The sequence below is a fragment of the Kutzneria sp. NPDC052558 genome (assembly GCF_044547355.1).
Taxonomy (GTDB): Bacteria; Actinomycetota; Actinomycetes; order Mycobacteriales; family Pseudonocardiaceae; genus Kutzneria.
The window spans coordinates 100138-126247 of the sequence record NZ_JBIUAG010000022.1 but is presented as its reverse complement, the minus strand read 5'-3'; the positions used below and the strand labels follow the sequence as shown (position 1 = coordinate 126247).

The following is a 26110-nucleotide window of genomic DNA, read 5'->3' as shown; positions in this document are numbered from 1 at the left end:
CCGAACTCTAGTCTGAGTTACTGGCCGGTAACCAGCAGGGTGGCCCAACTCATGCTGCCGCAGCCTTCAGCGACTTGCTCAGCGGCTCGGCGGTGAGCTCGATCTGCCACGGCCGGGCGTGTCCGGCCGCCAGCACCTCGGCCACGGCCGAGGGATCCAGGTCGGCCGGCGGCTCCCAGCAGGTGCGCCGGACCAGGTCGGGCAGCAGCAGGTTCTCCACCGGCAGCTTCAGGCTCTCGGCGATGGAGGTCAGCGCGGCCCGGGCGGCGGCCAGCCGGGCGGCGGCGTCCGGGTCGCGGTCGGCCCAGCGGTTGGGCGGCGGCGGCCCGTCGTGCGCGGGGGAGACCTCCGGCAGCTCCTTGCGGCCCAGGCCACGGGCCTTGGCCAGCGCGTCCGCCCACACCTTCACGGTCCGCCGCTGGGACCGGCCGCGGAACACCGGCAGCGCCAGCAGGTCGGCCTCGGTCGCCGGATCGGTCACGGCGGCGTCGATGATCGCGCTGTCCGGCAGCACCCGCCCGGGCGCGATGTCCCGCTGGCGGGCCAGCCCGTCCCGGGCCTCCCACAGCGCCCGCACGGCGGCCAGCTGGCGGGGATTGCGCAGCCGGTGGATGCCCGAGGTCCGACGCCACGGCTCGGCCCGCGGCTTGGGCGCGGGCGCGGTGCGCACGGCCTCGAACTCCTGCAGGGCCCACTCCAGCTTGCCCTGCTCGCGCAGCTCGTGCTCCAGCACGTTGCGCAGCGGGACCAGCAGCTCCACGTCGAGAGCCGCGTAGGTCAGCCAGTCCTGAGGGAGCGGGCGACGGGACCAGTCGGCGGCGCCGTGGCCCTTCTCCAGGTGGTAGCCCAGCAGGCGTTCCACCATCGAGCCCAGCGCGACCCGGTCGAAGCCGGCCAGCCGGCCGGCCAGTTCGGTGTCGAACAGGGTCGCCGGTCGCAGGCCGAGCTCGGCCAGACACGGCAGATCCTGGGACGCCGCGTGCAACACCCACTCGGTGTCGGCGATGGCGTCCACCAGCGGGTCGATCCGGCCGCCCAGAGCGACCGGATCGACCAGCACGGTGCCTGCCTGCTCTCGACGCAGCTGCACCAGGTAGGCGCGCTGCGAGTAGCGGTAGCCCGATGCCCTTTCGGTGTCCACCGCCACCGGACCCGTCCCTTCCGCCAGCGTTGCGGCCGCGCGCCGCAGCGTTGCCGGATCGGACACCACTGGCGGAACCCCCTCAGCGGGTTCGGTCAGCAGCACCGGGGTTTCTCCGGTCGGGTCCTTCGGTTCAGAGCAGGGTGCATCCACGGCGGAAGACCCTACGTCCTCGACGCCCCGCGCGGGCGTGGATCACGTTCTGCTCGGTCTTCGCGTCGCCTTGCATCCGTATTTCCGTACTCAGCGGATCACGCCGGCCCGCATGGCCAACGCCACCATCTGAGCGCGATCCCCGGTGCCCAGCTTCCGGCCGATCCGCGACAGGTGAGACTTCACCGTGAGCGCGGACAGGTTCAGAGCCTCGCCGATCTCCTTGTTGGACTGGCCATCGGCGACCAGCTGGAGCACCTCGACCTCACGTGCGGACAGTTCCCGCGGCGTGTTGTCGGTTCCGGGCACCCGGGTTCCCGCAGCGAGGACCGGGGCCACACTCGGGTCCGCGTAGACGCCACCGTCGAGAACTCGGCGCACTCCGTCGGTGACCACCATCGGCGACGCGGACTTCAGCAGGTACGCCTGGGCGCCTGCCTGGAAGGCCGAGCGGACCGCATAGGGGTCGTCGGAGGACGCGAGCACCACGATGCGCGGCCAGCCCTGAGCACGGAGTTCCGTGACCAGGTCGATGCCGCTTCCGTCGGGCAGCCCGAGATCAAGGATCGCCAGGTCGCACGGTCCCGTGGCCAGGGCTCGCGCCCTCGCCTCGGCCACCGACGCGGCCTCATGCACTGTGCCGGCACCCATCTGGGTAAGCCGAGCGGCTATCGCCTCCCTCAACAGTGGGTGGTCGTCAACCACCAGCACTGAAAACAGCTCTTCCCGCGGGTGCGGGACCATGTTCGCCGGCAACGAGCCGGCTGGCGTGGTACGAACGGCCTGACCTAAGCCGACGGCAGCCACGTCACTACCTCCCTGGAGTCGGTCGTGCCCCCCGACCGGCACCGGGACTTTCGTCCAATCAGCCGCGCCACTGATCGACCGAAAGTGGTGTCGACGGCAGCAGCGTAGCCGCCCAAGCGGGTCAGCGGGACGATCAAATGGGTATCTGTCCCGATCGAGTTGTCACCGGCGGCCAGGTTTGTCGCACGATCGAGGGACTCCTGGCGAGTTGGCTAACGCGAGAACGGTTCATAACGACATGAAGGAGTTGCGGTCGTGACGATCGGTTCGGAACGCGCAGATGGACGTGCGGCTGCACGTGCAAACGCCCTACTGAGGCGGGTCCAACTGGCGGATGGCCACAACGACCTGCCCTGGGCGTTGCGCGAACTGGCCGGCGAACGGGGCTGGGCGGCCGACTGGGCCTCGTCCGATCTGACGGTTCGCCGGACAGATCTGCACACCGACCTGGTCCGGCTCCGCGAAGGGGCGTTGACCTTGCAGTTCTGGTCGGTGTACGTGCCCTGCCGGCTGGAAGGTCACAGCGCGGTCACGGCCACGCTGGAGCAGATCGAAGTGGTGTACGAGCTGGTCAACCGCTATCCGGAGCATCTTCAGCTGGCTCGCACGGTTGACGAGGCGGAAGCCGCGTTCGCGGCCGGCCGCATCGCCTCGCTGCTGGGCGCCGAGGGCGGCCACAGCATCAACAACTCGCTCGGCGCGCTGCGGGCGCTGCACCGGCTCGGCGTCCGCTACATGACGCTCACGCACAACAACAACACCGACTGGGCGGACTCGGCGACCGACGAACCCGTGCACAACGGTCTCAACGACTTCGGGCGCGAAGTGGTGCGCGAGATGAACCGGCTGGGCATGCTGGTCGACCTGTCGCACGTCGCACCGGCCACGATGCGCGACGCGCTGGCGGTCAGCGAGGCGCCGGTCATCTTCAGCCACTCCTCCTGCCGCGCGGTCGCCGACCATCCCCGCAACGTCCCCGACGACGTGCTGGCCGACATGGCCGCCAAGGGCGGTGTGTGCATGGTCACATTCGTGCCGAGGTTCGTGTCGCAGCCCCTCGCGGAGTGGGACGACCGGCTGCGCGACGCCATGGCGGCGGCCGGCGCCGACCACCGTGACCTGGCCGAACGCAACGCCTTCGAGGCGGGCTGGACCGGCGGCGGCGACAAGCCGCAGGTCACCGTGGACGACGTGGTCCGGCACCTGGAGCACGCCCGCGAGGTCGCCGGCATCGACCACATCGGGCTGGGCGGCGACTACGACGGCGTGCCCCGTCAGCCCGAGGGCCTTGAGGACGTCTCCTGCTATCCGCGCCTGTTCACGGCCTTGCTGGAGCGGGGCTGGAGCGAGCAGGAGTGCACGAAGCTCGCCGGCGCGAACACGCTGCGTGTGCTGCGGGAGGCCGAGCAGGTCAGCCGCAAACTTCACCCGATCGTGTGACGGTAAACGGGCAAATCGGACGCTTGACTGCTCTGGACGGCCGTACCGCCGCTGCACGTGCACGCCACCGGCGACGCTTGGAAGGGGGCCTTCCTCCACTCCGAGTGGAGGAAGGCCCCCTTCCAAGCGGTGACCGCTGGGGTCAGTTCACGCCGAGGAGGTCGACGACGAAGATCAGGGTCTCGCCGGGCTTGATGACGCCGCCGGCGCCGCGGTCGCCGTAGCCCAGGTGCGGCGGGATGACCAGCTTGCGCCGGCCGCCGACCTTCATGCCGGCCACGCCGCGGTCCCAGCCCTGGATGACCCGGCCGCCGCCGAGCGGGAACTGGAAGGCCTGGCCGCGGTTCCAGGAGGCGTCGAACTCCTCGCCGGTCGAGTGCGCCACGCCCACGTAGTGCACGTTCACCAGCTGGCCGGGCGTGGCCTCGGGGCCATCGCCGACCGTGATGTCCTCGATGACCAGATCGGTCGGGGCCGTGCCGTCGTGCGGTTCGACAATGGGCTTTTCCAGCGCCATGGTGGAGCTCTCCTCACGTGTTCAGGTGCGCCCCACCCTAGCGCTCAGCCGCTCAGCCACGGCACGTCCCGAAGCCAGGGCAGGGTGATGGCGAGGATCACCATCAGCAGCGCCACCGCCCCCACCACGCTCAGCTGCCGCCGCATCAGCAGCTCGCCGCTACGGTGCGTGACCCGCGCTTCCGGCTCTTCGTCGGGGAACTCCACCGCCCGCTCGGGCTTGAGCCCGGTGAGCAGCCAGAACCCGAGGCCCACCACCGTCGCCAGCCCCATCGCCATGTTCCCGACCGCCGGGCCGCCGAAGGCCACGAAGACCAGGCCGACCACCGGCACCGCCAGGAAGGCCACCGCCAGCGGCTGCCGCTGCTGGGGCAGGACCAGCCACACCCGGATCGCCGCCACGCCCCACAGGACGGCGGTGGAAACGGTGAGCACGAAGACCGGTGTCGGCATGGCGGCCACCCCCGCTGCCGACTATACGGCGCAGGTCAGAGCCTCGGGCCGGAAATCGCGAGGCTGGCGTGGAGCGAGGAATCGCCGTCGCGGCGCTCGGCCGGGCGGCCGTTGCGCGGCGGCCGGCGGCGCTGTTCGTGGCCGCGCGGCGGCTCAAGATCGAGGGACCGAACCTCTCGTTCAACGTCAGGAAGGGGCCCTTCATGACGTTGAACGCCGACTCATCCCCGCAGCAGGCCGCGGGCGAAGGCGGTGGCGACGGCGGCGGCGCGGTCGGAGACGCCGAGTTTGGCGTACAGGTGCAGTAGGTGGGTCTTGACCGTGGCCTCGCTGATGAACAGCTGGGCGGCGGCCTCGCGGTTGGTGGCGCCCTTGGCTATCAGTGCTAGGACTTCTAGCTCCCGCTTGCTCAGGTCGTCCTTGGCCGGGGCGCGGACCTGGCCGAGCAGCTTGGTGGCGACGGTGGGGGACAGCACGGCCTCGCCCCGGGCGGCGGCGCGGACGGCGCGCAGGAGCTCGGCGCGGGGGGTGTCCTTGAGCAGGTAGCCGGTGGCGCCGGCCTCGATGGCCGGCAGCACGTCGCTGTCGGTGTCGTAGGTGGTGAGGACCAGCACCCGGGACGGGACTGCTAGCGCTGCTAGCTTTCGGATCGCCGCTACGCCGTCCATGCCGGGCATGCGCAGGTCCATCAGCACGACGTGGGGCGCAAGCGATTGCGCGTAGGCGACGGCCTCGGCCCCGTCGGCGGCCTCGCCCACCACCTCGAACTCGGGGTCCCCGGCGAACATGCCGTGCAGGCCGTTGCGCACGACCGGGTGGTCGTCGACGATGAGCAGCCGGATCGGGTCACTCACCGGGCACGCTCGCCGAGATCGCGGTGCCGGCCCCCGGCTCCGACTCGACGGCCAGGGTGCCGCCGACCCCGTCCATCCGCTGCCGCATGACGGTCAACCCGAAACCCCCGTCCCGCCCCCGGGAGAACCCGCGGCCGTCGTCGCGCACGTCCAGCACCACCTGGTCGTCCAGATAGGACAAGGTGACGCCCACTCGGGACGCGCCGGCGTGCTTGGCCACATTGGCCAGCGCCTCCTGCGCCACCCGGTACAGCGCCACCTCCCGGTCCGGCGTCACCGGCCGCGGCGGCCCGTCCGTCGACACGGTCGCCGGCACGCCGGCCTCCCGCGACCAGTTCTCCGCCAGTTCCGCCACCGCGTCGACCAATCTGCTGTCCTCCAACGGTTCCGGCCGCAGCGCCTGCACCGACCGGCGGGCCTGCACCAGGCTTTCCCTGGCCAGCTGGGCGGCCTTGTCCAGGTGCTCGCGGTCCCCGGTCTGCTCGGCCGCCTGGAGCTGGGTGACGATGCCGGCCAGGCCCTGGGCCAGCGTGTCGTGGATCTCCCTGGCCATCCGCTGCCGTTCGTCCAGCACCCCGGCCTCCCGGGCCTGCACCAGCAGCTGCTCGTGCAGGCCGCTGTTCTCGGCCAGCGCCTCGGCCAGCTCCTCGCTGGTCCGCTGGTGCTTCTCGCTCTGCCGCCCGACCATCACGCCCGCGTAGATCATCGGCAGCATCACGCTGGCCAGCACCGACCACACCTGTCCCTCGACCTGCTGCACCAGCACCGACAGCACGGCCTGGGCGCCGACGCCGATGGCGATCCAGCGGGTCGGCAGCAGGTTGATCGCCTGGCCGAAGCCGATCGCCGCGAACAGCGAGAACCAGGAGTTGGTCCACAGCAGCGCGATGATCAGCGCCAGCAACACGACGTACTGGAGGACCGGCCAGCGCGGCATGCCCAGCCGGGTCCGCGTCAGCCACAGCGCGGTCACCCCGGCCACGGCCAGCGTGACCCAGCCGGGCTGGTGGTTTCCCAGCGGCACGGTCAGCGCCAGCACGGTGGACACGGCCAGCAGCACGTAGCCGCTGACCCAGAAGATCAGCCGGTCCCTCTCGGTCATGCCGTGCTACTCCCAGCGGAACAGCCGGGCCGAGGCCAGCCCGAACACCACCGTGATGGTAGCCATCACGGCCAGGTGCAACGGCTGCGGGAAGTCGCCGGCCCACGAGTCGCGGATGGCGGCCATGGTCGCGCCCAGCGGCGTGTAGTCGCCGATCTGGCCCAGGAACCCGGGCAGCGTCTCGCGCGGGGTGAACACGCCGCCGAGGAACATGCTGACGAAGAAAAGGAAACCGCCGACGCCGCCGGCGATCCGGGCCGTCGGCGCGATCGCGGCCACCAGCAGGCCGACCGAGAACAGCGACACACAGCCCAGCACGAAGGCGAGCGCGAAACCGAGCGGTTGTGCGGGCAGCGGGAAGCCGATGGCGGTGCCCGCGCCGATCACGACCGCGGCCAGCGCCACCGCGACCGTGCAGCTGACCAGCAACTGTCCGATCAGGACCTTGGACGGGTGCACGGGCGTGGTGTAGAGCCGGCGCAGGATGCCCTTCTCCCGGTAGCCGGCCAGGATCGACGGCATCAGGTTCAGCGACAGGACGGCCAGCGAGAACGAGATCGCCAGGCCCGGGAAGTAGGTGACGATCGGATCGTGCTCGGCCGGGTCGATCACCAGGCCGAAGGCCACGATGATCAGCAGCGGCAGGGCGAGCGTGGCCGCGACGGCGCTCGGTTCCCGCAGGTACAGGCGCAGTTCGCTGGCGGTGATGCGCATCTGGGCGCTCATCGGTCGGTCTCCTCGAAGATCGGTCGTGGGGTGGCGGCCGTCAGGGCGTCGCCCGGAGTTCCGCGCGATGAGACCCGGGTCGGGCCGTAGTGGTTCTGTGCGGCCGGTTGGTGGGCGGGCGGGCTTCAGTGCGCCTCTTCGACCTTGCGACCGGTCAGCGCGACGAAGGCGTCGTCCAGGCTGGCCTGCTCCACCCGCAGGTCGGCGGCCACGATCCGGTTGCGGGCCAGCACCGACGTGACGGCCTGGAGCAGGTCGCCGGTGCCGGACACCTCCAGCTGCGGGCCGACCTCGCGGATCGAGGTGACCTCGGGCAGGTCGCTGAGCAGGCCGTCGGGCACGGGCACGCTCGGCCGGAACCGGATGCGCTGCTCGACGGCCAGCGACGAGACCAGGCCGGCCGGCGTGTCCAGGGCGATCACCCGGCCGCGGTCGATGACGGCGACCCGGTCGCACAGCCGCTCGGCCTCGGCCATGAAGTGCGTGACGAGCAACACGGTGACGCCGCGGGCCCGGATGTCCTCGACCAGCCCCCAGGTGTCGCGGCGGGCCGCCGGGTCCAGGCCGGTGGTGAGCTCGTCGAGCACCGCGATCTCCGGCTTGCCGATCAGCGCCAGCGCGATGAACAGGCGCTGCTTCTGGCCGCCGGAGAGCTTGCCGAACGGGGCGTCGGCCTTCTCGGCCAGGCCCCAGTCGTCCAGCAGCTGCCGCCAGTCCATCGGGTCGGGGTAGAACGAGCCGTAGAGCTTCAGAGCCTCCTTGACCCGCATCTTCTCCGGCAGCTGGCTCTCCTGAAGCTGCACGCCGACGCGGCCGGTCAGCCGGTCGTGGTCGCGGTGCGGGTCCAGGCCGAGCACTCGGATCGAGCCGCCGTCGGCCACCCGCAGGCCGGAGACGCACTCCACGGTGGTGGTCTTGCCGGCCCCGTTCGGGCCGAGCACGCCGAAGATCTCGCCCTTCTGGACGGTGAACGACACGTCCTGCACGGCGACGTGATCCCGGTAACGCTTGTGGAGGTGCTCGATCTCGATGACGTCCATGGGACAAGCGTCGCTTGTGCGGCGCTGTCACGGGATCGACCGGGTGATCAGACCGGGGTCAACCGATCGGTGGATGGCGGGGTCGGCACAAGCGCTCACGTGGACTGTGCGAGGATCCCCGACTGAGATCCACTGGTGTCCCGAAAGGCGGAGGAGATGGTCGACCACTCGCGCGTGCCGCGACTGATCTTCGGGGTGGTCGGCGTGCTCATCGCCGTCATCGGCGTCGCCGGGCTGGTGCTCGGCCACGGCGGTTCGCTCGGCGACGCGACGCCGGACGTCACCTTCCTCGGCTTCGCGCTCAGCCCGCTGCACAGCCTGCTGCTGGTGATCTTCGGCGTGGTCGGCGTGATCACCTCGTTCGTGCGCAGGCTGACCGCGATCTGGGCGATGCTCCAGTTCGCCGTGTTCTCCGGCTTCTTCTGCTACGGCGTGGCCATCCCGGACTCGCTGGGCCTCAACCTCGCCGACCACATCCTGCACATCGTGGTCCTGAGCATCAGCGCCATGTGCGCGCTCATGGTCGCCGCCCCGTTCATGGGCTCCGACCGCCACTGACCTGACGCACGACGCGCCACGTGCACGGCCCGGCGGCCGCGCACGTGGCGTTCGCGTTGTCTGAGGCGCCGGGCCGCTACGGCGCGGCGGTCGGCGGTTGCTGGCTGGCCAGCGTGAACGTGGGGTTGCCCTGGTCGTCCACGGCGGCGTCGAGGATCTTGTCGTCCAGGTAGGCGGCGGCCGAGTCGTCGAGGAACAGTCGCGCGCCCTCACCGGAGATCACGCGGTCGGCGTCGTCCGGTTGGGGAGCCAGGGCGAGTGCGAGGCGGCCGTCCTGGTTGGCGATGCGCAGCCCGGTTCCCTCGGGCACGCCGTCGTCGCTGGTCAGGCTGCGCACGACCTCCACGGCGGTCGGCGTGAGCGTGAGCATGGAGTCTCCGTTCGACGTCGTTGGAGTTGAGCCAGCCACGCTAGCCGCGAGTTCCCGGCCGTGCAGCGCGACCGCCGGCCGTGTCCTTTGTGGACATCTGAACCCGGGTGGTCACAGCACTTGACGGCAACGGGAAATTTATTCCTGGTTTGTCGATCTTCCGAAGTGGGCATACCCGGGTCGGTGCGGGTGAACGACGTGGCCGCGCGCAGGTCGGGGGCGCGCGGCCACGTTCTCGTGTTTGGGCTCCGTGGCCGTGGGGTAGCTCCTCCGTTGAGGACGGAGGCGAGAAATTCATGACCAGTACAGCGAAGTTGGCTGTGGGCGCGACGATCGCCGCTGGGTGTGCCGTCTGGGCGTTGGCGGCGCCGGCTCAGGCCGCGCCGTCGGCCCCGTGTTCCGCGGCCGCGCGGGCCTGCGTCGACCTGTCGACGCACCAGGCGTGGCTGATGCGCGGCGGAGCCGTGACCTACGGACCGGTGCCGGCGATGCCCGGCATGGCGACCGCGCCGACGGATCCGGGCACATTCCGCGTGACGTTCAAGGATCTGCACCACCGCAGCACCATCTTCAACAACGCGCCGATGCCGTATTCGGTGTTCTTCAACGGCGGTGACGCCTTCCACCAGGGCAGTCTGAACGTGCCCTCGCACGGATGTGTGCACCTGTCGCCGAGCGCGGCCGCCCAGTTCTACGTTGCCCTGCAACCGGGTGACGTGGTTCAGGTAGTGTCGTGAGATGAGACGCGGGTGGCGCTGACAGCGCGCCACCCGCGTCTTTCCTGTTTACAGGCCCCGAGTCCGTTCGGCGTGCCGAGGCCGGTCGGGCCGTCGCTGCACTGCCCGGTGTCGCCCGAGACATCGGTGTCGCCGTCGCGGCACAGCCAGCAGGGACCGTCCACAGTGGCCGGTGCCGGCGCGATCACGCCGCCGCGCCACGTCAGCGACACGCGCTGGCCGGCCTTGAGGGGAAGGGTGCGCTCAAGGTTGTCGAGGTAGCTGCCGTTCGGGCTTGGGCGGCCGGCGCGGCGATGGCCGCGACAACCAGTGGGGCGACGGCAAAGCCGGCGGTCAGCCGGCGTCCGGTGAGACGCACGCGTGCACTCCGTCCTGAGGCGGTTGTTCGACCGCTCGGGCGGGGCGGAGCCGCTGGCGAGCCGACCCCCGTCTACGAGAGGCGACGCCGGCTCGTCAAGTCGGGGCCGGGTTCTTTCGGGCAGATATGGCCGTTCGGCATGATCAGTCGGGCCGAACCGGCCGCCGGCCGCTTGGCGACGGTCGCGGGCCGGTCGCCGCGCCGAGGCGTGATCCGGGCCGAAGTCAAGATCACCGCGGGCATCATGGAGCGATGGCTACACCGCAAGACGCCGAGAAACCGCCCCGAAAGACGATCTACCTGCACCGCCTGTTCGACCGCAGACAGCCCAGACAACCGCGCCGCGCCGAGGAGTCCGAGACGGTCAGCGACCGTGCGGCGCCACCAGCTGAGCGGGGCTGAGCAGCGTCGGGAACGGCTCGCACACCTCGACGATCTCGTCGCCGACCACGGACAGGATCTGGCTGTACACCCCGTCCCGCAGGGCCAGGCAGCGCAGTTCCGGCAGCGCCGGATCCACCAGCCAGTAGTTCGGGCAGCCCGCCTCCTGGTACTTGGCCCGCTTGAGTTTCAGGTCGACCAGCCGGGTGCTCGGCGACAGCACCTCCACCACCAGCTCCGGCACGCCGGCCAGATGCGTCGGGGTGAAGTCCTCGCGCCGGCCGATCACCACGTCCGGGATGAACACGGTGTTGTCGGACAGCACGACATCGACGGGGGCCGGCAGCACCTCCAGGTGCTCCGGGCAGTTCATCGTCAGCGCGATCAGCAGTCGCGCGACGATGCGCTGGTGCAATGGACGGGGCGACGGGCTCATGACGAGCGTCCCGTCCACGAGTTCGTAGCGGTGCCCATCATCTGGCATCGCCTCCAGGTCCGCCCGCGTCAGCGGCCTACCGTGGGGAAATGCAGGAACACTTCCCATGGTGAGCCTCCCCGTGCCGACGATCCACCCGCCCGGCAGCGTACCGGGGTCGGGAAGAGACGACTTCCACGCGAAATCCTCTTGAACCGGCGGAGTTCGGCGACCCGACCGGCACAGCGCCGGTCCTGGTTGCCGCGATGATCGCCGCCGCGCGCTGCGCACGGTAGCCGAATCGGCGGAAACCGTTGGGCCGCCCGGGGGCCTAGCGGCTGTCCGGGTGATTTTGCCGGCTATGCCCCAAACGGCCCACCGCCGCCCATCTGCGCTGGCTGATGGCGTTGCGCCAACAACACGGCCGTGTCACGGTCGGCTACCGCGCGAATCTCAAACCCCGACGGCCGAGTGAAAACTACGTGAGGGTCTTGCCTTTCGTTTCCGGCAGGGTGAGCACCACCACGAAGCTGATCACCGCGATCGCGGTGAGATACCAGAAGAACAGTGTGGACAGCCCGGCCGCGGCCAGCGCGTTGATCACCAGCGGCGCGGTGCCGCCCAGCAGCGCGACCGTGACGTTGTACCAGGCGCCGATGCCCAGGGCCCGGACCTCGGTCGGGAACAGCTCGCTCATCAGCGCCGGCGCGATGGAGGTCTGCGCCGTGTAGAGGCCCAGTCCCACGCAGAACACCACGATCAGGCCGCCCAGCCCGGGGCCGATCAGCGTCGACAGCGGGACGCTCAGCACCGCCGTCGCCGCGGTGAACACGAGCATCTGCGGTCTTCGGCCGAACCGATCAGCCAGTGCGCCGGCCGGGTACTGGAGCGCGACGAACAGCGCCGTGCCGATGGACAGCGCCAGGAACACGTCCTGGGCCGCCGCGTGCCGGCTTGTCACCGCGAACGGCGTCAGCGCGCTGAAGTACGTGTAGTAGACCAGCGTCGACACCGCCGTCGTGCCGACCAGCCAGCCCACCGCCTTCGGGTGATCCCGCAGGGTGGTGCGCAGCGGGTGCTGCACCCGGGTTTTGTTCTGCTGGAACGGTTCCGTCTCGTGCAGGGTGCTGCGCAGCACCAGGCCGACCAGGCCAAGCAGGCCGCCGACCACGAACGGGATCCGCCAGCCGTACTCGGTCAGCGCCTGGGTCGACATGGTGTGCGCCAACAGGTAGCCGAGGATCGAGGCCAGCAGCACCGCCGAACCCGTTGATATGTAGAAGAACGACGAGTAGCGGCCGCGGCGGTCCGGCGGGGCGATCTCCCCCAGGTAGGCCGAGGCGTTCGACACTTCACCGCCCAGTGACAACCCCTGGGCGATTCGCGCCAGCAGCAACAGGATCGGGGCCAGCCAGCCCGCCTGCGCGAAGCCCGGCAGCACGGCGATCAGCAGCGAGCCGCCGGCCATCAGCAGAATCGTGCCGATCATCGCCGGCTTGCGCCCCCGCACGTCCGCCCACCGGCCGAGCAGGTAGCCGCCCAGCGGTCGGAAGAAGAAGGCCAGCGCGTAGGTCGCGGCCGTGTTGATCTGGGCCAGCACGTCGTTGCCGGCCGGGAAGAACACCTTCGCGAAGTAGATGCTGAACGTCGCGTAGATCGTCCAGTCGTACCACTCGATGGCGTTGCCGACACTGGCCGCGACCAGCACGCGGACCGGGAGCCGGTGGCGGGTGCGCTGCTCGGTCATGCGCGAATGGTGCCACTTGCCGCTGGTCGCCGCTGGTTTCACAGTTGACGGAACGGGACTTTTCGGGACCGTTCGTTGACCGTTGGCGACGGTGGCCAGAAGTCTGTGAGTACCTGACGAACGGAGTTCTCCCGTGGACTTCATGGACCGGCGGACCCTGCTGCGCACGGCCGCGCTATCCGGCATCGCCCTGGGTGGCATGGCATTGGGCGCGGGGTCGGCGGCGGCCGTCACCGTGCCGACCATCACCGGCTGCGACACCTGGGGCGCGCGACCGCCGGCCGACCCGCTCACCGTGTTGCCGCACAAGCCGGTGCGGATCCTCGTGCACCACACCGACACGCCCAACAGCACCGACTACTCGCAGGCGCACGCGTACGCGCTGGCCCGGTCCATCCAGAACCACCACATGGACGACAACCACTGGAGCGACACCGGCCAGCACTTCACCAACACCCGCGGCGGATTCCTGTTGGAGGGCCGGCACAACAGCCTGTCCACGCTGCGCGGCGGCGCCGAGATCGTGCGGGCCGCGCACTGCCCTGGGCAGAACGACATCGCCATCGGCATCGAGAACGAGGGCAACTACATGGCCGTGGCGCCGCCGGCCAAGCTGTGGGACTCCCTGGTGACGCTGTGCGCCTACGTCTGCCACCAGTACTCGATCTCGCCCACCGCCATTCAGGGCCACCGCGACTACTACAACACCGACTGTCCCGGCGACGTGCTCTACACGATGCTGCCGCAGCTGCGCTCGGACGTCGCCGCGAAACTGGGAGGACAATCTTGAAGCCCCTGCTCGTCGCCGCCACCCTGCTGGCGCTGGCCGCCCCCGTCGCGATCGCCGCCCCCGCCACCGCCGCGCCGGCCGCCGCCACCTGTGCCAGCCCCGCCACCAGCAACCCGAAAACCTGCGCCCAGGCCGTTTCCTGGGCCAAGGCCCACGTCGGCGTCACCAGCTCCGACTACAACCACCGCTGCGACCACGTCGTCGCCCTCGCCTACGGCCGCTCCGCCAGCGGCCACGCCAGCGCCGCCGCCCACTGGAACGCCATGCCCTCGGCCTACAAGCACTCCGGCACCACCGTCCCCGCCGGCGGCCTGGCCTTCTTCAGCATCCCCGGCAGCACCTACGGCCACGTGATGATCTCCATCGGCAGCGGCAAGTTCGTCTCCAACGACATCGTCTCCGCCGGCAAGCTCAGCGAGACCACCATCGCCACCATCGAGAGCAAGTGGAGCGGCCACTACCTCGGCTGGTCCAACCCCTGGTTCTGACGGGCCGGCACGGTCAGGCTGAACACGATCACCGGCAGCACCAGCAGGCCGGCGGCCAGACTGAGGCCGGTGTAGGTGATCAGGGTCAGGACGACGCCGGACAGGGCGGCGCCGATCGCGCCGGCGAGGCTCATCAGCAGATCGGAGACGCCCTGCACGGCCGGGCGGCGGGCCAGTTCGACGGAGTCGGCGACCAGGGTGGAGCCGGCGACGGTGGACATCGACCAGCCGAGGCCGAGGGTGATCAGGGCGATGGTGACGACGGTCATGGAGTCGCCGGACAGAGCGGCGAGCAGCACGGCCAGCACGAGAATCGCCTGCCCGGCCAGGGCGGTGCGGACCCGGCCCACCCGGTCGGAGATCCAGCCCATCACCGGGGAAAGCGCATACATGCCGGCGATGTGCAGGCTGATCGTGAGGCCGACGATGGTCAGGGTGGCGCCGTGTTGCTGCATGTGCACCGGGGTCATGGCCATCAGCGACACCATGACGGCGTGCGAGAAGGCCACGGTGGCCACGCCGAACCGGGCCTGCGGCGAGGACTTGACGGCCGCCCAGCCGATGCGCAGGTTGCGGCCGCGAGAGCCGTTGCGGGCCAAGGGATCCGGGCGTAGGGCGACGAAGAGCACGACGGCGGCGACGCCGGCGGCGGCCGCGGAGAACACGAACGGACCGGACAGCGTGGGGATGCCGAGGAACTCGGCCACGGAAGCGCCCGGCCTGGTCAGGTTCGGCCCGGCCACCGCGCCGATCGTCGACGCCCACACCACCAGGGCCAGCGAGCGGCCGCGATGGCGTGGATCGGCCAGGTCGGTGGCGGCGAACCGGGACTGAAGATTGGCCGCGTTCCCCGCCCCCATCAACAGCATCGCCGGAAGTGTCAACGGAAACGAGCGGGCCACGGCGGCGGCGATCACGAGCACGGCTCCCAGCAACGACACCGCCCAGCCCAGGCTCAGCGCCAGCCGCCGGCCACGCGCGGCTGCGGCCCGGGCCAGCGGCAACGCCCATAACGCCGCCCCGAGCGTGCTCATCGTGGACGCGCTGCCCGACCACGCGGCCGAGCCGGACAGGTCGGCGGCCAGCACCGCGCCGACCGACACCGACGCGCCGGTCCCGATGCTGCCGGCGATCTGCGCGGCCACCAGAACGCCCAGAGTTCTCCGTTGCGACACATCGTGACTGTAGTTCTTTAACCGTACGCGCGTCTTGGTATTTGCCCGTTCGTCCTCATCTCGGCGCTGACTTGCCCGGCTTGGCGCGCGGGATCCGGTGTCGGGCCACCCCGACCACCACCGGCTGCACAGTCCATAGTGGACCGTCGAGCTTGTGGCGGCCGATGCCCACCGGCTCGGCCTCCTCGTCCCCGCGCCGCCGGGTCGGCGCGCCCTCGTAGCGCAGGCCGGGCAGCAGGTGCTCGTGCTTCATGATCACGCTGTGCGGCGCGACCGTGGTGTGCTCGCCGACCACCGCGCCGTACAACGGGACCGTGGCGTCGCCCAGCGTGGCGTGCGCGCCCACCTTGACGTGACCGATCTTGAGCACCCGGTCCTCGAAGGTGTGGGCCTGGAACATCGCGTTGACCGTCGCGCCGTCGCCGAACTCCAGCATGTCCGGGTCGACGATCTGGGCGAAACCCTCGCCCAGCGCCACCTTCCGGCCGATCTTGACGCCGATCCAGCGCAGGTAGATCGGCAGCAGCAGCGTGCCCTCCAGCGCCGACAGCGGCTTGCCGGCGATGAAACCCCAGGCCACGTAGAGGAAGTCCCACCGGCTGGCCCAGCACGACCACAGCGCGTGGGTGCCTTCCTTGACCCGGCCCAGCAGCGCCCACTTCATCGCCAGGATGGTCAGGCACAGGAACGCGCCGGTGAGGAAGGTGACCGCGGGCACGCCGAGCAGCAGGAACGCCGGCATGTCCAGGTACTCGTCGGCCTTGCGCACGCCGACCGTCCACAGTGCCACCGCGGCCAGCGGCACCAGCGGCAGGGTGAACCGGAGCCACTCCCAGAAGTTCCGGTTGATCACGCGGATCAGCGAGGGCTCGTGGGTGAGCGACCGGTCGACGCTGATGATCTCCCGCTGCGGCAGCTCGAACGGCGGGTGACCGAACCAGGACGTGCCCGGCCGGACCAGCCGGTCGTCGGCGACGGTGGAGATGCCGATCAGGATGTCCGACGGCAGCCGCTGGCCGGCGGCGATCACCGCGTGGTTGCCGAGGAAGGTGTTGGTGCCCAACGACACCTCGGCCAGCGTCACGGTGCCGCGCTGCACCCGGGGCCCGCCGAGGTAGATGCCGTCGGCGAAGAACGTGTCGCCGTCGATGGCGATCAGCTCCGGGATCACGTCGATGATCGTGCTGATCTCGCAGTCCGGCCCCAGGCGCATGCCGGCCGCTCGCAGCCACACCGGCCAGAAGATGCCGCCGGACAGCCACTTTCCGGCCGAGTCGACCAGGCCGGTCTTCAACCACACCCGGATGTAGCCGAGGCTGTAGCGGTTGATCACGCCCGGCTGCACCGGCCCGAGCGCCCGCGACACGATCGCCTCCAGTGCCACCTCGTACACCAGCGCGAGGCACGCGCAGACGCCGATGATCACCAACAGCGCGACATGGTCGAACGGATTCTCCAGCGCCGTAAGGAGAGTCTCGTACGACAGGTCCAGACTGCCGGCCACGAAGGCGGCGATCAGCGCATACGGCAGGGCCAGCACCAGGCTCAGCACGTTGCGGCTGAGGATCATCGCCAGCCCGTGGGCCTTCGGCGAGAGCACCATGCCCTTTGTGGTCAGCGCCGGCGGATCCTCGGCCTGACCGGCCGGTTTGGCCGGCGCGCCGTCCCATCGTTCACCCTCGGGCACCGTGCTTCCGGTGGCCAGATGGGACAAGGCCGACAGCCACGCGTTGCGGCCCACACGGGCGTGCGGCCCGACGCCGGCCCGGATGTCGATCGTCGCGCCGCTGTCGATCGTCACCGGGCCGATCACCACCTGGCCCTGTTCCAGGTGCACCAGGCCGAGCAAGGCGTCCTGGCTGACGGTCACGTCGTCGCCGATGTCCAGCAGATCCCAGCCGCCCTGCTGGAGGTTGACGCCGCGGTGGATGTGCACGCGCTCGCCGACGCGCGCCCCCAGCTTGCGCAGCACGATCGACGTGTACTCGGTGCCGGCGATCGTGCCCCACGGGATGAACCGCATGAACTGCCGGACGAGCCAGATCCTGACGTGGAACGGACTCCACACCGGCGTGCGCACCGCGGTGTACTTCCCGATCAGCAATCGCTTGGCGCGCACCGCGATCTCGATGGACAGCGGCGTGATCGCCAGCCGGATGACGCTCAGCAGCACCGGCGTGAGGAAGACCAGCCCGCTCAGTCCGATGTGGTCGGACAGCCACGGGATCACCCAGAACACGCCGACATACGCGGCGATCGAGCCGATGGCCAGCTCCAGCGCCAGCCACAGCGCCTGCGCCACGGTCGCGCCGATCACGTCGACGGTGTGCCGTTCCCTTTGCTTGCCGGCGGATTCGGTGTCGGGCACGGCTCGACCCACCAGTTGGCCGACCGTGCGCGTCTCGTAGAGATCCCGCACGGTGATCGACGCGGTGGCGGGATTCGCACGCAGCTTGGTGATCAGCATCGCGCCGTTGAGCGAGCTGCCGCCGAGATCGGTGAAGAAGTCGTCGTCCGCGCCGGGCAGATCGGGCAGCTGAAGGACCGCCTGCACGGATTCGGCGATGAACAGCGTGATCGGGTCGGCCGGCGCGGAACCCGTGCCCGGCTTGCGTGAACGCTGCGACCTGAGCACTGGAAGCTCGCTGCGGCGCAGCTTTCCGCCCGCCGTGCGAGGAAGTTCGTCGATGACGCCGAAGGCGCCCGGCATCATGTAGGTCGGAAGAGCCTTGCGCAGCTCGGACTTGAGCTGGTCGACATGCGGCGGCTTGCGCGGATCGACCGGAACCACATGTGCGGCCAGCATTTCCGTCGCGCCCTCGCCCTGCACTCGGCAGGCGGCCTCGCGAATTCCGGGACAGCGGGCCAGGACCGCCTCGATCGCCTCCAGTTCGATGCGGTAGCCCCGCAGCTTCACCTGTGAGTCGATTCGGCCGTGATAGAAGAAAGTCCCGTTCGGCTCGGCGTGCACGAGATCGCCCGTGCGGTAGATCCGGCCCAGCTCAGGGTGATCGACGAACTTCGCCGCCGTCAGCTCCGGCTGGTTCAGATAGCCCACCGCCAGCCCGGCGCCGCCCATGCACAGCTCGCCTTTGTCGCCCGGGGCAACAGGTTCCAGCTTGTCGTCCAACGCCCAGGCCGACATGCCCGGCACCGGCTGGCCGATCGCCACCGGCTCGCCCGGCACGATGTCCTGGCGCATGCAGGTGACCGTGCACTCCGTCGGGCCGTAGCCGTTGACCATCCGACGGCCCAGCGACCAGCGCTCGGCGACATCTTCCGGCAGTGCCTCACCGCCGACGTACAGCAGCCGCAGGTGCAGCAGTTCCGTGCGTGGATCGGCACAACCCGTGGCACGCAACAACGTCGGCGGCGGGCACAGCACCGTGATGCGCTCGTTTCGCAGCCACGGCACCAGATCCGGACCGAGCCTCGCCGTCTCGTCGTCCATCGAGACCACTGTCGCGCCGGTGGCCAGCGCCATCCAGATCTCTTCGACCGAGGAGTCGTAGGCCGGTGAAGACCCTTGTGCCACACGGTCTCCCGGCCCGAGGTCGAACTCCGTCACGTCGCCGCCGACCAGGTTCGCCGCGCCGCGGTGGGGGATCATCACCCCCTTCGGCCGGCCCGTGCTGCCCGACGTGTAGATGATGTAGGCGACGTCCCCGGGGGCCGGCGGCTCCGGCAGCGGCAGTGCCGGCGTGGTCAGCGGCAGGTCGACGCGGATGATCGGGCCCGGGTAGCCGATCTGGGTCGCCCGCTCCGCCCCCGCCGCGTCGGTCAGCAGCGCCCGCGCCCGGGAGTCGCTGAGGATGTGCGTCACCTGGTCGTCCGGGAACGCCGGGTCCACGCACACGTACGCCGCCGCGGCCCTCAGGACCGCCAGCTGCGCCACGTACAGGCGGGGCGTGGTGCGGCCCAGCATGATCGCCGCCACCGATCCTCGGCCCACCGCCAGGTGCACCACGCCGGCCAGCAACTCCGACTCGTGCTTCAGCTCCGCGTACGTCAGCGTCTCGCGGTTCGGCCGGCTCGCCGCCGGCGGCACGTCCACCGCCGTGGCGTCCGGCCAGCGCTGCGCCGCCCTCGCCAGGAAGTCCGGCAGGATCGCCGGGTCAGCGGTGGACGACATTGACCATTGCCTGGAGGTGGTCGGCCAGCAGCGGGCGCAGTGCCTCGCGCTCCTCCGCCGTGCGGAACCGGAATCCCTGAATGCGGCCGAAGCAGCTGCTTTCCCCGCACCGGCAGTCGAAGGGCTCCGCCATCTCGTACTCGGTCGTGTCGTAGTGGAAGGTGATCTCCTGCCACCGCTCGATCGGCCGCAGCGCGAAGAACTCGCGGCCCCGGAGCTGGGCGTTCGGGGCGCAGCTGTGGTTGGTGAACCGCCAGAAGAAGCGGTCCATCATCTCCTCCGGCGCGTGCCCTCCCGGGAGGTCGAGGTGAATTCCCGTGCCCACCTGCACCGAATACCGGGTGGGCGCCTCCGTGACCTGTCCGTCCACCGCGAAAAGACGGCTCCCGATCGCGAATTCCCGCAATGCCACGAGCCGGAATTCCCCGCCCGCCCGCACGACCGCGAATCCGTCCCTGGTGTCCGTTGCTGTCATCGCCGGATCCTCCCTGGTAGTTTCCTGTGAGCACTACGTGGCGCGTCCACCTCCCGGTTCACCGGTGAGCAGGGGAAACATTCGGATATGTCGGACGATGCGATCGCTTTCGCCACCTTTCGCCAACACTCATCCGTCGGGACGCGGGTCAGGCGGATGGCAGGCCGAGGGCGGCGGCCGCGCCGGCCAGTCGGTGCACGCCGTCGATCAGGACCTCTGGGGGTGCGCCGGCGAAGGTGAGGCGGAGGTGGGCGGCGGGCGGGTCGGTGGCGTACCAGGGACGGCCGGCGGAGACGACGACGCCGTGGGCGGCCGCCGCCGAGGTGAGGGCGAGGTCGTCGAGGCCGTCGGGCAGGCGGACCCAGGCCTGCATGCCGCCGGAGGGGACGGTGACCGGGCGGAGTTGGGGGAGTTCGGTGGCCAGGGCGGTGAGAAGGGCGTCGCGACGGGCCTTGAGCGCGGGGCGGAGCGCCCGGAGGTGACGTTGCCAGGCTGGCGATGACAGCAGTTCTAGCGCTGCTAGCTGGAGCGGGCCGGCGACGAAGAAGTCGTCGAGGACCCGGGCGCTGCGGAGCCGGGCGCCGGCGGCGCCACGAGCGCCGATGGCGGCGACGCGAAGGCCGGGTGCGGCGCATTTGGTCAGCGAACGCAGGTAGATGACGTGGCCATGGACGTCCTCGGCGGCCAGCGGTGGCGGCGGAGTGCCGTCGATGACCATGTCGCGGGCGAAGTCGTCCTCGATCACGAACGCGCCGTGTTTCGCTAGCACTGATAGGACTTCTGGCCGACGCTCGCGCGACAGCACCGCGCCATGGGGATTGGCGTAGAGGGGCTGGCAGTAGAAGACCTTCGCGCCGGTGCGGGTGAAAGCGGCGTCGAGCAGATCGGGGCGTACGCCGTCGGAGTCCGCGGGCACCGCGACGACTTGCAGGCCCGAGCTGCGCGCAGTGGCGATCGCGCCCAGATATGTGGGTGCCTCGACCAGCACCGCGTCGCCCGGCGCGGCCAACGCCCGGAACGCCGTCGACAACGCCGCCTGGCCGCCCGGGCACACCACCATGTCCGCCGCCCGGAAAGCACCGCCCGCCTGGCGGGCGAACCACGCCCGGAGCTCCTCCCGGCCCTCGACCGGTCCCCGCGCCCACGCCTCCGGCCGCCGCGACGCCCGACCCAGCGCCGCCCCGAGGGCTGCCACCGGTTGCAGCTCCGGATCCAGGTAACCCCCGCTCAGCGGCACCATTTCCGGGCTGGGCATGGCCATCAGATCCCGCAGCGACTCCTCGCCCGGCGGCTTCGCCCCCAGCGCCACCGCCTGCCACTCCAGATCCGGCGCCTCGGGCTCCGCCCGCTTCCGGCCGGCGAAGGCCCCCTTGCTGGCCCGGACCTCGATAACGCCCTCGGTCTCCAGCCGGCGCATCGCGTGCTGCACCGTCACCGGCGACACCCGCAGCTCCTGCATGATCGCCCGTACCGACGGCAGCCGACCGCCCGGTCCCACGCCGTGAGCCGCGGCACGGAGCAGTCGGATAACACCCTGCTCTGCGTTATCCTCATTCATGAAAGTAGAGGATAACGTTACTGGCTCCAGTCGAGTAACGGCCGGGCCCCTGCTCGGCTCGCTCGGCGTGCTGGCCTTCAGCCTCTCCCTGCCCTTCACCAGGCTCGCCGTCGAGTCCCTCGACCCATGGTTCGTCGCATTCGGCCGCGCCGCCGGCGCCGGCATCCTCGCGGCCGGCTACTTGGCGTTATCCAGCCGCCGGCTTTCTTCCGGCAAGCCGGTGTCCACCGGCGCGGCGCGTCCGGTCTGGACTGGCGGCAGCCCATGGCCAACCGAGTCCGCCGGTGGCTCGCGGGCCGGTGGCGGGGTGTGGCCGACGACTGCCCAGTTTCGGCGGCTGGTGGTGGTGGCGATCGGTGTGGTGATCGGGTTTCCGTTGTTCACGTCGATCGCGCTGACGCAGGCGACGGCGGCGCACGGTGCGGTGGTTGTCGCGCTGCTGCCGGCGACGACCGCGGTCTTCGCGGTGGTGCGGGGCGGTGAACGGCCGTCGGCGATGTTCTGGCTGGCGGCCGGCGCGGGATTCGCGGCGGTGCTGGGGTTCGTGGCGGTGTCCGGCGGGATGGCCGGCGGCTTCCGCACCGCCGACCTGTGGTTCCTCGCCGCGGTTGTGGTCTGTGCCCTCGGTTACGCCGAGGGCGGCGCCCTCGCCCGCGAGCTGGGTGGTGCGCGGACGATCTGCTGGGCGCTCGTCCTGGCGTTGCCGGTGACTGTTCCGCTCGCCGTCGTCACGGCGCACGGACTGGCTGCCGTGGGGGTGACGGCGTGGCTGGGCTTCGCCTACCTCACGGTCATCTCGCAGTTCCTCGGCTTCTTCGCCTGGTACGCGGGGCTCGCCCGAGGCGGAGTGGCCCGGATCGGCCAGGTCCAGGCCTTGCAGCCGGTGCTGACGCTGACGTGGTCGGCATTGCTGCTGCACGAACACGTCGACATCGGCACGGTGCTGGTCGCCGTCATCGTGCTCGGCTGCGTGGTGATGACCCAGCGCGCCCGCTGACGGCCGGTCAGGCCGCCGGCACCGGAAGCGGGGCCGGCGGGCCGACGTAGCGGGCGGCGGGGCGGATGACCTTGCCGCCGCCGGCCTGCTCCAACACGTTCGCGGTCCAGCCGATGACCCGGCTGGCGGCGAATGTCGGCGTGAACATGGACCGCGGGATCCCGCACTGCTCCATCACGACGCCGGCGTAGAACTCGACGTTCGCGTACAGCTGCCGGCCCGGCTTGAGCTCGGCCAGGACGTCGACGATCCGCTGCTCCACGGTGACGGCGAACTCGGCCAGCTCCGGCGCGAAGCCCCGGGCCGCCAGGTCCAGCGCGATCTCCCGGAGCATCCGCGCCCGGGGATCCTCGGTCCGGTAGACGGCGTGGCCGAAGCCCATGATCCGGTCGTCCGCCGCGACCTTGCCGCGGGCCCAGGCGTCGATCTTGTCCGGGGAGCCGATCTCGTCGAGGCTGTCCAGCGCGCGGTCCGGAGCGCCGCCGTGCAGGGGGCCGACGAACGCGCCGATCGCGGCGGCGACGGCCGAGACGACGTCCGAGCCGGTGGACGCGACGACCCGGGCGGTGAACGTGGAGGCGTTGAAACCGTGGTCGACAGTGGCGACGAGGTAGCTCTGGACGGCGGAGACCTGGTTTTCGTCGGGAATCTCGCCGGTGACGGAGTACAGCCAGTTCGCCGCGGCCGACAAGTCCGCACGGGGTTCGAGCGGCGGCAGACCGGCGCGCAGGCGGTGCAGCGCGGCGAGGATCGTCGGCGTGACGGCGCTGACCAGCAGCGCGTCGGCCCGGCGGCGCGCCGGCGTCGCGTCCCAGACCGGCGGCAGGTCACGGGCGGCGGCGATCAGCGACAACGCCGTCCGCAGTCCGGCCAGCGGGGTGAACTTCGACCCGGCGCGGGCGATCGCCGGCAGCACCTCGCGGACCTCGTCGGGCAGCGGACGGAGCGCGGCGACGTGGTCGGCGAACTCGCGCCGCTCGTCGGCGTCGGGCAGTCGGCCCTCGACGAACAGGAACCAGACGTCCTCCAACGTCCGGGTCCGGGCCAGGTCGATCGCCGAATAGCCGCGGTAGTGATAGAAGCCCTCGGCGCCGCGCACGTCGCCCAGTTCGGTGGTGGTGACCACGACGTCACGTAGACCAGCCGGTACATCCATGACAACCTCCATCTCGACTGGTCCACTGTCGATTTGACAATCAACTATTGTCAATGTTGATACAGTCAAGATGAGTCGAGGAGTCGCTGGTCGTGGCGAGCGGGAGTGACGAGCGTTACCTGACCACCGCCGAGGTCGCGCGCCGGTTGGGCGTGAAGCCGGCGACCGTCTACGCCTACGCCAGCCGAGGCATGCTGCGCAGCACCCGGCGGCCCGGCCACCGCGGCAGCTTCTTCGCGCAGGACGAGATCGACGAGTTCCTCGCCAACGGCCGCGACGGCCGGCAGCCCTCCGGGGCCGTCGAGCGGATCCGCACCGAACTCACCCTGCTCGACGACGACCTGCTGTTCTACCGCGGCGTCAGTGTCGGCGAACTCGCGCTGACCGCCAGCTTCGAGGCCGTCGCCGGACTGCTCTGGACCGGCGAACTCGACAAGAACCGCGTTTTCCCCCACTACGGCGGTCTCGTCGACACCGTCCGCACGGCGCTGGCCGCCCTGCCGGCGGAAACCGGGACCATCGACGCGATGAGGGTGGCCGTCGCGGTTCTCGGCGCCGTCGATCCGCTCCGCTTCGACCTGTCCACCCCGGCCGTCGTCCGCGTCGGCCAGAAGTTGATCAGTGTGCTGGCCGACGCGCTCCCCGGCGGCCCGACCGGCGGGATCGGCATGGTCGGCCACAACGGAACGACCGATGGGAATGGGCGCGGCGCTGAGCGCGGCCTGACTGGCGGAATCGGAGCTGCTGGTGGAGCCGCGATGGTCGGCGAGGCTGGGGTTATCGGGAGCGGGGCGGCCGGTGGGGAGAGCGACGGCGGAGAGGGCGATCGTCGAGGAGGCGGCCATGGGGGCGACGGGCTTGCGCTGGTCACCCAGCGGCTGGCCGGGAAGCTGGGTGGGCGGCCGGTCGACATCGGGTTGCTGAACATCGCCCTGGTGCTTCTCGCCGACCACGACCTGGCGGCTTCGACGGTGGCGGCGAGGGTGGCGGCGAGTGCCCGGGCCCACCCGTATGCGGTGGTGTCGGCGGGGCTGGGGGCGGTGGACGGTCGGTATCACGGGGTGCAGAGCACGCTGGCCTATCGGTTCCTGGCGGAGGCGATGGACAACCCGCTGCGGGCGGTCGCGGAGAGGCAGCGGGCGGGCGGCATTCCGGGCTTCGGGCACAAGATCTACCGGGAGCACGACCCGAGGGCGGACGTGCTGCTGGGGTTGATGCGGGCGCATCCGGACGCGGCGAAGGTGATGCCGACGGTGGACATGGTGATCGTCGCGGCGGACTCGTTCCCGAACGTGGACCTGGCGTTGGCCGCGCTGATGCACGTCTACGGCCTGCGGCCGGACGCCGGGGAGACGATCTTCGCGCTGGCCCGCACGGCCGGCTGGCTGGCCCACGCGATCGAGGAGTACCGGGAACCGGGACTGAGGTTTCGACCACTCGGCGTGTACACCGGCGACCGTCCGGAGCGATGATCGGCCATGCGTTCCGCCAAGGACTTCTTCCGGCCGCTCGCGGTCGGCGCGCCGCAGCCGCTGCGGGAGATCCCGTTCCGGCCGTCCCGGATGATCCACTTCTTCGACCCCGGCAACGAGAAGATGGCCGCCAAGGCGCCGGACATCGCGTCCAAGGTGGACGTGCTGCTCGGCAACCTGGAGGACGCGGTCCGGGCCGACCGCAAGGAGGCCTCCCGCGCCGGCCTGGTCGCCATCGCCAAGGCCACCGACTTCGGGCGGACGCAGCTGTGGACCCGGGTCAACAGCCTGGACTCGCCGTGGGGCCTGGACGACCTGCTCACGCTTGTCACCGAGATCGGCGACAAGCTGGACGTGATCATGGTGCCGAAGGTGGAGGGCGCCGAGGACATCCACTACGTGGACCGGCTGCTCGCCCAGTTGGAGGCCAAGGCCGGCCTGACCAGGCCGATCCTGGTGCACGCCATCCTGGAGACGGCCCGCGGCGTCGCCAACGTGGAGGAGATCGCCGGCGCGAGCCCCCGCATGCAGGGCCTGTCGCTGGGCCCGGCCGACCTGGCGGCGAGCCGTCGGATGAAGACCACCCGGGTCGGCGGCGGCCACCCCGGCTACCTGGTGCGCACGGATCCGGTGGGCGACGACCTCGACAGCGGCCGGCAGACCTACCAGCAGGACCTCTGGCACTACACGGTCGCCCGCATGGTGGACGCCTGCGCGGCGCACGGGATCCTGCCGTACTACGGGCCGTTCGGCGACATCCGCGACGTGGTCGCCTGCGAGGACCAGTTCCGCAACGCCTTCCTGCTCGGCTGCGTCGGCGCGTGGAGCCTGCACCCGGTGCAGATCGACATCGCCCGCCGGGTGTTCTCGCCGTCGCCGGACGAGGTGGCGTGGGCCCGCAAGGTGATCGCCGCGATGGGCGACGGCACCGGCGCGGTCATGATCGACGGCAAGATGCAGGACGACGCCACCGTCAAGCAGTGCCGCGTGGTGGCGGAGCTGGCCGACGCGCTGGCGGAGCGCGATCCCGAGCTGGCCAAGGCGTATGCGGAGGCGACCAGTGAGTGAC

24 protein-coding genes are annotated in these 26110 nt (G+C 70.7%); 8 read left to right on the top strand and 16 right to left on the bottom strand.

All coding sequences use genetic code 11. The features are described from left to right. Nucleotides 1–49: 49 nt before the first annotated feature. On the bottom strand, nt 50–1294 hold the full coding sequence (locus ACIG5F_RS32980; protein ID WP_396523835.1) for an HRDC domain-containing protein: 1245 nt from the start codon (nt 1292–1294) through the stop codon (nt 50–52). A gap of 90 nt (nt 1295–1384) precedes the next feature. After that, nucleotides 1385–2038 carry a response regulator transcription factor gene (locus ACIG5F_RS32975; protein ID WP_182837310.1) on the bottom strand — a complete coding sequence of 218 codons (654 nt, stop codon included), beginning with the start codon at nt 2036–2038 and terminating at the stop codon, nt 1385–1387. 318 nt (nt 2039–2356) lie between these two features. Here ACIG5F_RS32975 and ACIG5F_RS32970 point away from each other — a divergent pair, with 318 nt between their 5' ends. Continuing rightward, a complete protein-coding gene (locus ACIG5F_RS32970) occupies nt 2357–3541 on the top strand; it encodes a dipeptidase (protein ID WP_396523834.1) in 1185 nt (394 codons plus the stop codon). 142 nt (nt 3542–3683) lie between these two features. On the opposite strand, the gene ACIG5F_RS32965 is transcribed toward ACIG5F_RS32970, so the two are convergent. The 6 genes from ACIG5F_RS32965 to ACIG5F_RS32940 all read right to left on the bottom strand — a co-directional run bounded on the left by ACIG5F_RS32965 (nt 3684) and on the right by ACIG5F_RS32940 (nt 8232). Continuing rightward, complete coding sequence (locus tag ACIG5F_RS32965) at nt 3684–4058, bottom strand: FKBP-type peptidyl-prolyl cis-trans isomerase (RefSeq protein ID WP_396523833.1); 375 nt, start codon at nt 4056–4058, stop codon at nt 3684–3686. A 44-nt stretch (nt 4059–4102) separates the two neighbouring features. Further along, complete coding sequence (locus ACIG5F_RS32960) at nt 4103–4510, bottom strand: hypothetical protein (RefSeq protein ID WP_396523832.1); 408 nt, start codon at nt 4508–4510, stop codon at nt 4103–4105. A 221-nt stretch (nt 4511–4731) separates the two neighbouring features. Continuing rightward, on the bottom strand, nt 4732–5364 hold the full coding sequence (locus ACIG5F_RS32955; protein ID WP_396523831.1) for a response regulator: 633 nt from the start codon (nt 5362–5364) through the stop codon (nt 4732–4734). Beyond that, a complete protein-coding gene (locus ACIG5F_RS32950) occupies nt 5357–6466 on the bottom strand; it encodes a sensor histidine kinase (RefSeq protein WP_396523830.1) in 1110 nt (369 codons plus the stop codon). The genes ACIG5F_RS32955 and ACIG5F_RS32950 overlap by 8 nt, the downstream gene beginning before the upstream one ends. A gap of 6 nt (nt 6467–6472) precedes the next feature. Beyond that, nucleotides 6473–7192, bottom strand: coding sequence for an ABC transporter permease (locus tag ACIG5F_RS32945; protein ID WP_396523829.1), 720 nt, complete (start codon nt 7190–7192; stop codon nt 6473–6475). A gap of 125 nt (nt 7193–7317) precedes the next feature. Continuing rightward, nucleotides 7318–8232, bottom strand: coding sequence for an ABC transporter ATP-binding protein (locus tag ACIG5F_RS32940; RefSeq protein WP_396523828.1), 915 nt, complete (start codon nt 8230–8232; stop codon nt 7318–7320). 135 nt (nt 8233–8367) lie between these two features. Between ACIG5F_RS32940 and ACIG5F_RS32935 the strand changes: the two genes are divergently transcribed. Next, nucleotides 8368–8790 (top strand): DUF4383 domain-containing protein, encoded by a 423-nt coding sequence (locus ACIG5F_RS32935; protein ID WP_396523827.1) that lies wholly within the window; start codon nt 8368–8370, stop codon nt 8788–8790. A gap of 76 nt (nt 8791–8866) precedes the next feature. Here the strand turns inward: ACIG5F_RS32935 and ACIG5F_RS32930 are convergent, their stop codons facing one another. Then, nucleotides 8867–9160 carry an iron-sulfur cluster biosynthesis protein gene (locus tag ACIG5F_RS32930; RefSeq protein ID WP_396523826.1) on the bottom strand — a complete coding sequence of 98 codons (294 nt, stop codon included), beginning with the start codon at nt 9158–9160 and terminating at the stop codon, nt 8867–8869. 296 nt (nt 9161–9456) lie between these two features. Here ACIG5F_RS32930 and ACIG5F_RS32925 point away from each other — a divergent pair, with 296 nt between their 5' ends. Beyond that, entirely contained in the window at nt 9457–9897 is a 441-nt protein-coding gene (locus tag ACIG5F_RS32925; protein WP_396523825.1) for a L,D-transpeptidase, read from the top strand. 722 nt (nt 9898–10619) lie between these two features. On the opposite strand, the gene ACIG5F_RS32920 is transcribed toward ACIG5F_RS32925, so the two are convergent. Both ACIG5F_RS32920 and ACIG5F_RS32915 read right to left on the bottom strand, forming a co-directional pair. Continuing rightward, nucleotides 10620–11120, bottom strand: coding sequence for a Uma2 family endonuclease (locus tag ACIG5F_RS32920; protein ID WP_396523824.1), 501 nt, complete (start codon nt 11118–11120; stop codon nt 10620–10622). Between the two features lie 409 nt (nt 11121–11529). Next, the gene (locus ACIG5F_RS32915; RefSeq protein WP_396523823.1) at nt 11530–12798 is read right to left on the bottom strand and encodes an MFS transporter; all 1269 of its coding nucleotides are present in this window, start codon (nt 12796–12798) and stop codon (nt 11530–11532) included. Nucleotides 12799–12940: 142 nt separating this feature from the next. Here ACIG5F_RS32915 and ACIG5F_RS32910 point away from each other — a divergent pair, with 142 nt between their 5' ends. Together ACIG5F_RS32910 and ACIG5F_RS32905 are read left to right on the top strand one after the other, a co-directional pair. Further along, nucleotides 12941–13588, top strand: a complete 648-nt coding sequence (locus ACIG5F_RS32910; protein ID WP_396523874.1) for a peptidoglycan recognition family protein — start codon at nt 12941–12943, stop codon at nt 13586–13588. Continuing rightward, nucleotides 13585–14076: a hypothetical protein gene (locus ACIG5F_RS32905; RefSeq protein ID WP_396523822.1), complete on the top strand. Its 492-nt coding sequence runs from the start codon at nt 13585–13587 to the stop codon at nt 14074–14076. The genes ACIG5F_RS32910 and ACIG5F_RS32905 overlap by 4 nt, the downstream gene beginning before the upstream one ends. Here the strand turns inward: ACIG5F_RS32905 and ACIG5F_RS32900 are convergent. The 4 genes from ACIG5F_RS32900 to ACIG5F_RS32885 form a co-directional block, all read right to left on the bottom strand. Next, entirely contained in the window at nt 14046–15251 is a 1206-nt protein-coding gene (locus ACIG5F_RS32900; protein ID WP_396523821.1) for an MFS transporter, read from the bottom strand. The genes ACIG5F_RS32905 and ACIG5F_RS32900 overlap by 31 nt on opposite strands. Before the next feature lie 55 nt (nt 15252–15306). Further along, nucleotides 15307–19383 (bottom strand): amino acid adenylation domain-containing protein, encoded by a 4077-nt coding sequence (locus ACIG5F_RS32895; RefSeq protein ID WP_396523820.1) that lies wholly within the window; start codon nt 19381–19383, stop codon nt 15307–15309. Then, nucleotides 19367–19858 (bottom strand): SET domain-containing protein-lysine N-methyltransferase, encoded by a 492-nt coding sequence (locus ACIG5F_RS32890; protein WP_396523819.1) that lies wholly within the window; start codon nt 19856–19858, stop codon nt 19367–19369. Before ACIG5F_RS32890 ends, ACIG5F_RS32895 begins: the two co-directional genes overlap by 17 nt. Before the next feature lie 148 nt (nt 19859–20006). After that, complete coding sequence (locus ACIG5F_RS32885; RefSeq protein ID WP_396523818.1) at nt 20007–21416, bottom strand: PLP-dependent aminotransferase family protein; 1410 nt, start codon at nt 21414–21416, stop codon at nt 20007–20009. Between ACIG5F_RS32885 and ACIG5F_RS32880 the strand changes: the two genes are divergently transcribed. After that, on the top strand, nt 21415–22413 hold the full coding sequence (locus ACIG5F_RS32880) for a DMT family transporter (protein ID WP_396523817.1): 999 nt from the start codon (nt 21415–21417) through the stop codon (nt 22411–22413). The two genes, ACIG5F_RS32885 and ACIG5F_RS32880, sit on opposite strands and share 2 nt — an antisense overlap. Before the next feature lie 7 nt (nt 22414–22420). Here ACIG5F_RS32880 and ACIG5F_RS32875 read toward each other — a convergent pair whose 3' ends face one another. Further along, nucleotides 22421–23569 carry a citrate/2-methylcitrate synthase gene (locus ACIG5F_RS32875; protein WP_396523816.1) on the bottom strand — a complete coding sequence of 383 codons (1149 nt, stop codon included), beginning with the start codon at nt 23567–23569 and terminating at the stop codon, nt 22421–22423. A gap of 92 nt (nt 23570–23661) precedes the next feature. On the opposite strand from ACIG5F_RS32875, the gene ACIG5F_RS32870 reads away from it, so the two are divergent. Together ACIG5F_RS32870 and ACIG5F_RS32865 are read left to right on the top strand one after the other, a co-directional pair. Then, entirely contained in the window at nt 23662–25041 is a 1380-nt protein-coding gene (locus ACIG5F_RS32870; protein ID WP_396523815.1) for a citrate/2-methylcitrate synthase, read from the top strand. Nucleotides 25042–25047: 6 nt separating this feature from the next. Further along, entirely contained in the window at nt 25048–26109 is a 1062-nt protein-coding gene (locus ACIG5F_RS32865) for an HpcH/HpaI aldolase/citrate lyase family protein (protein WP_396523814.1), read from the top strand. Nucleotide 26110: the final 1 nt, after the last annotated feature.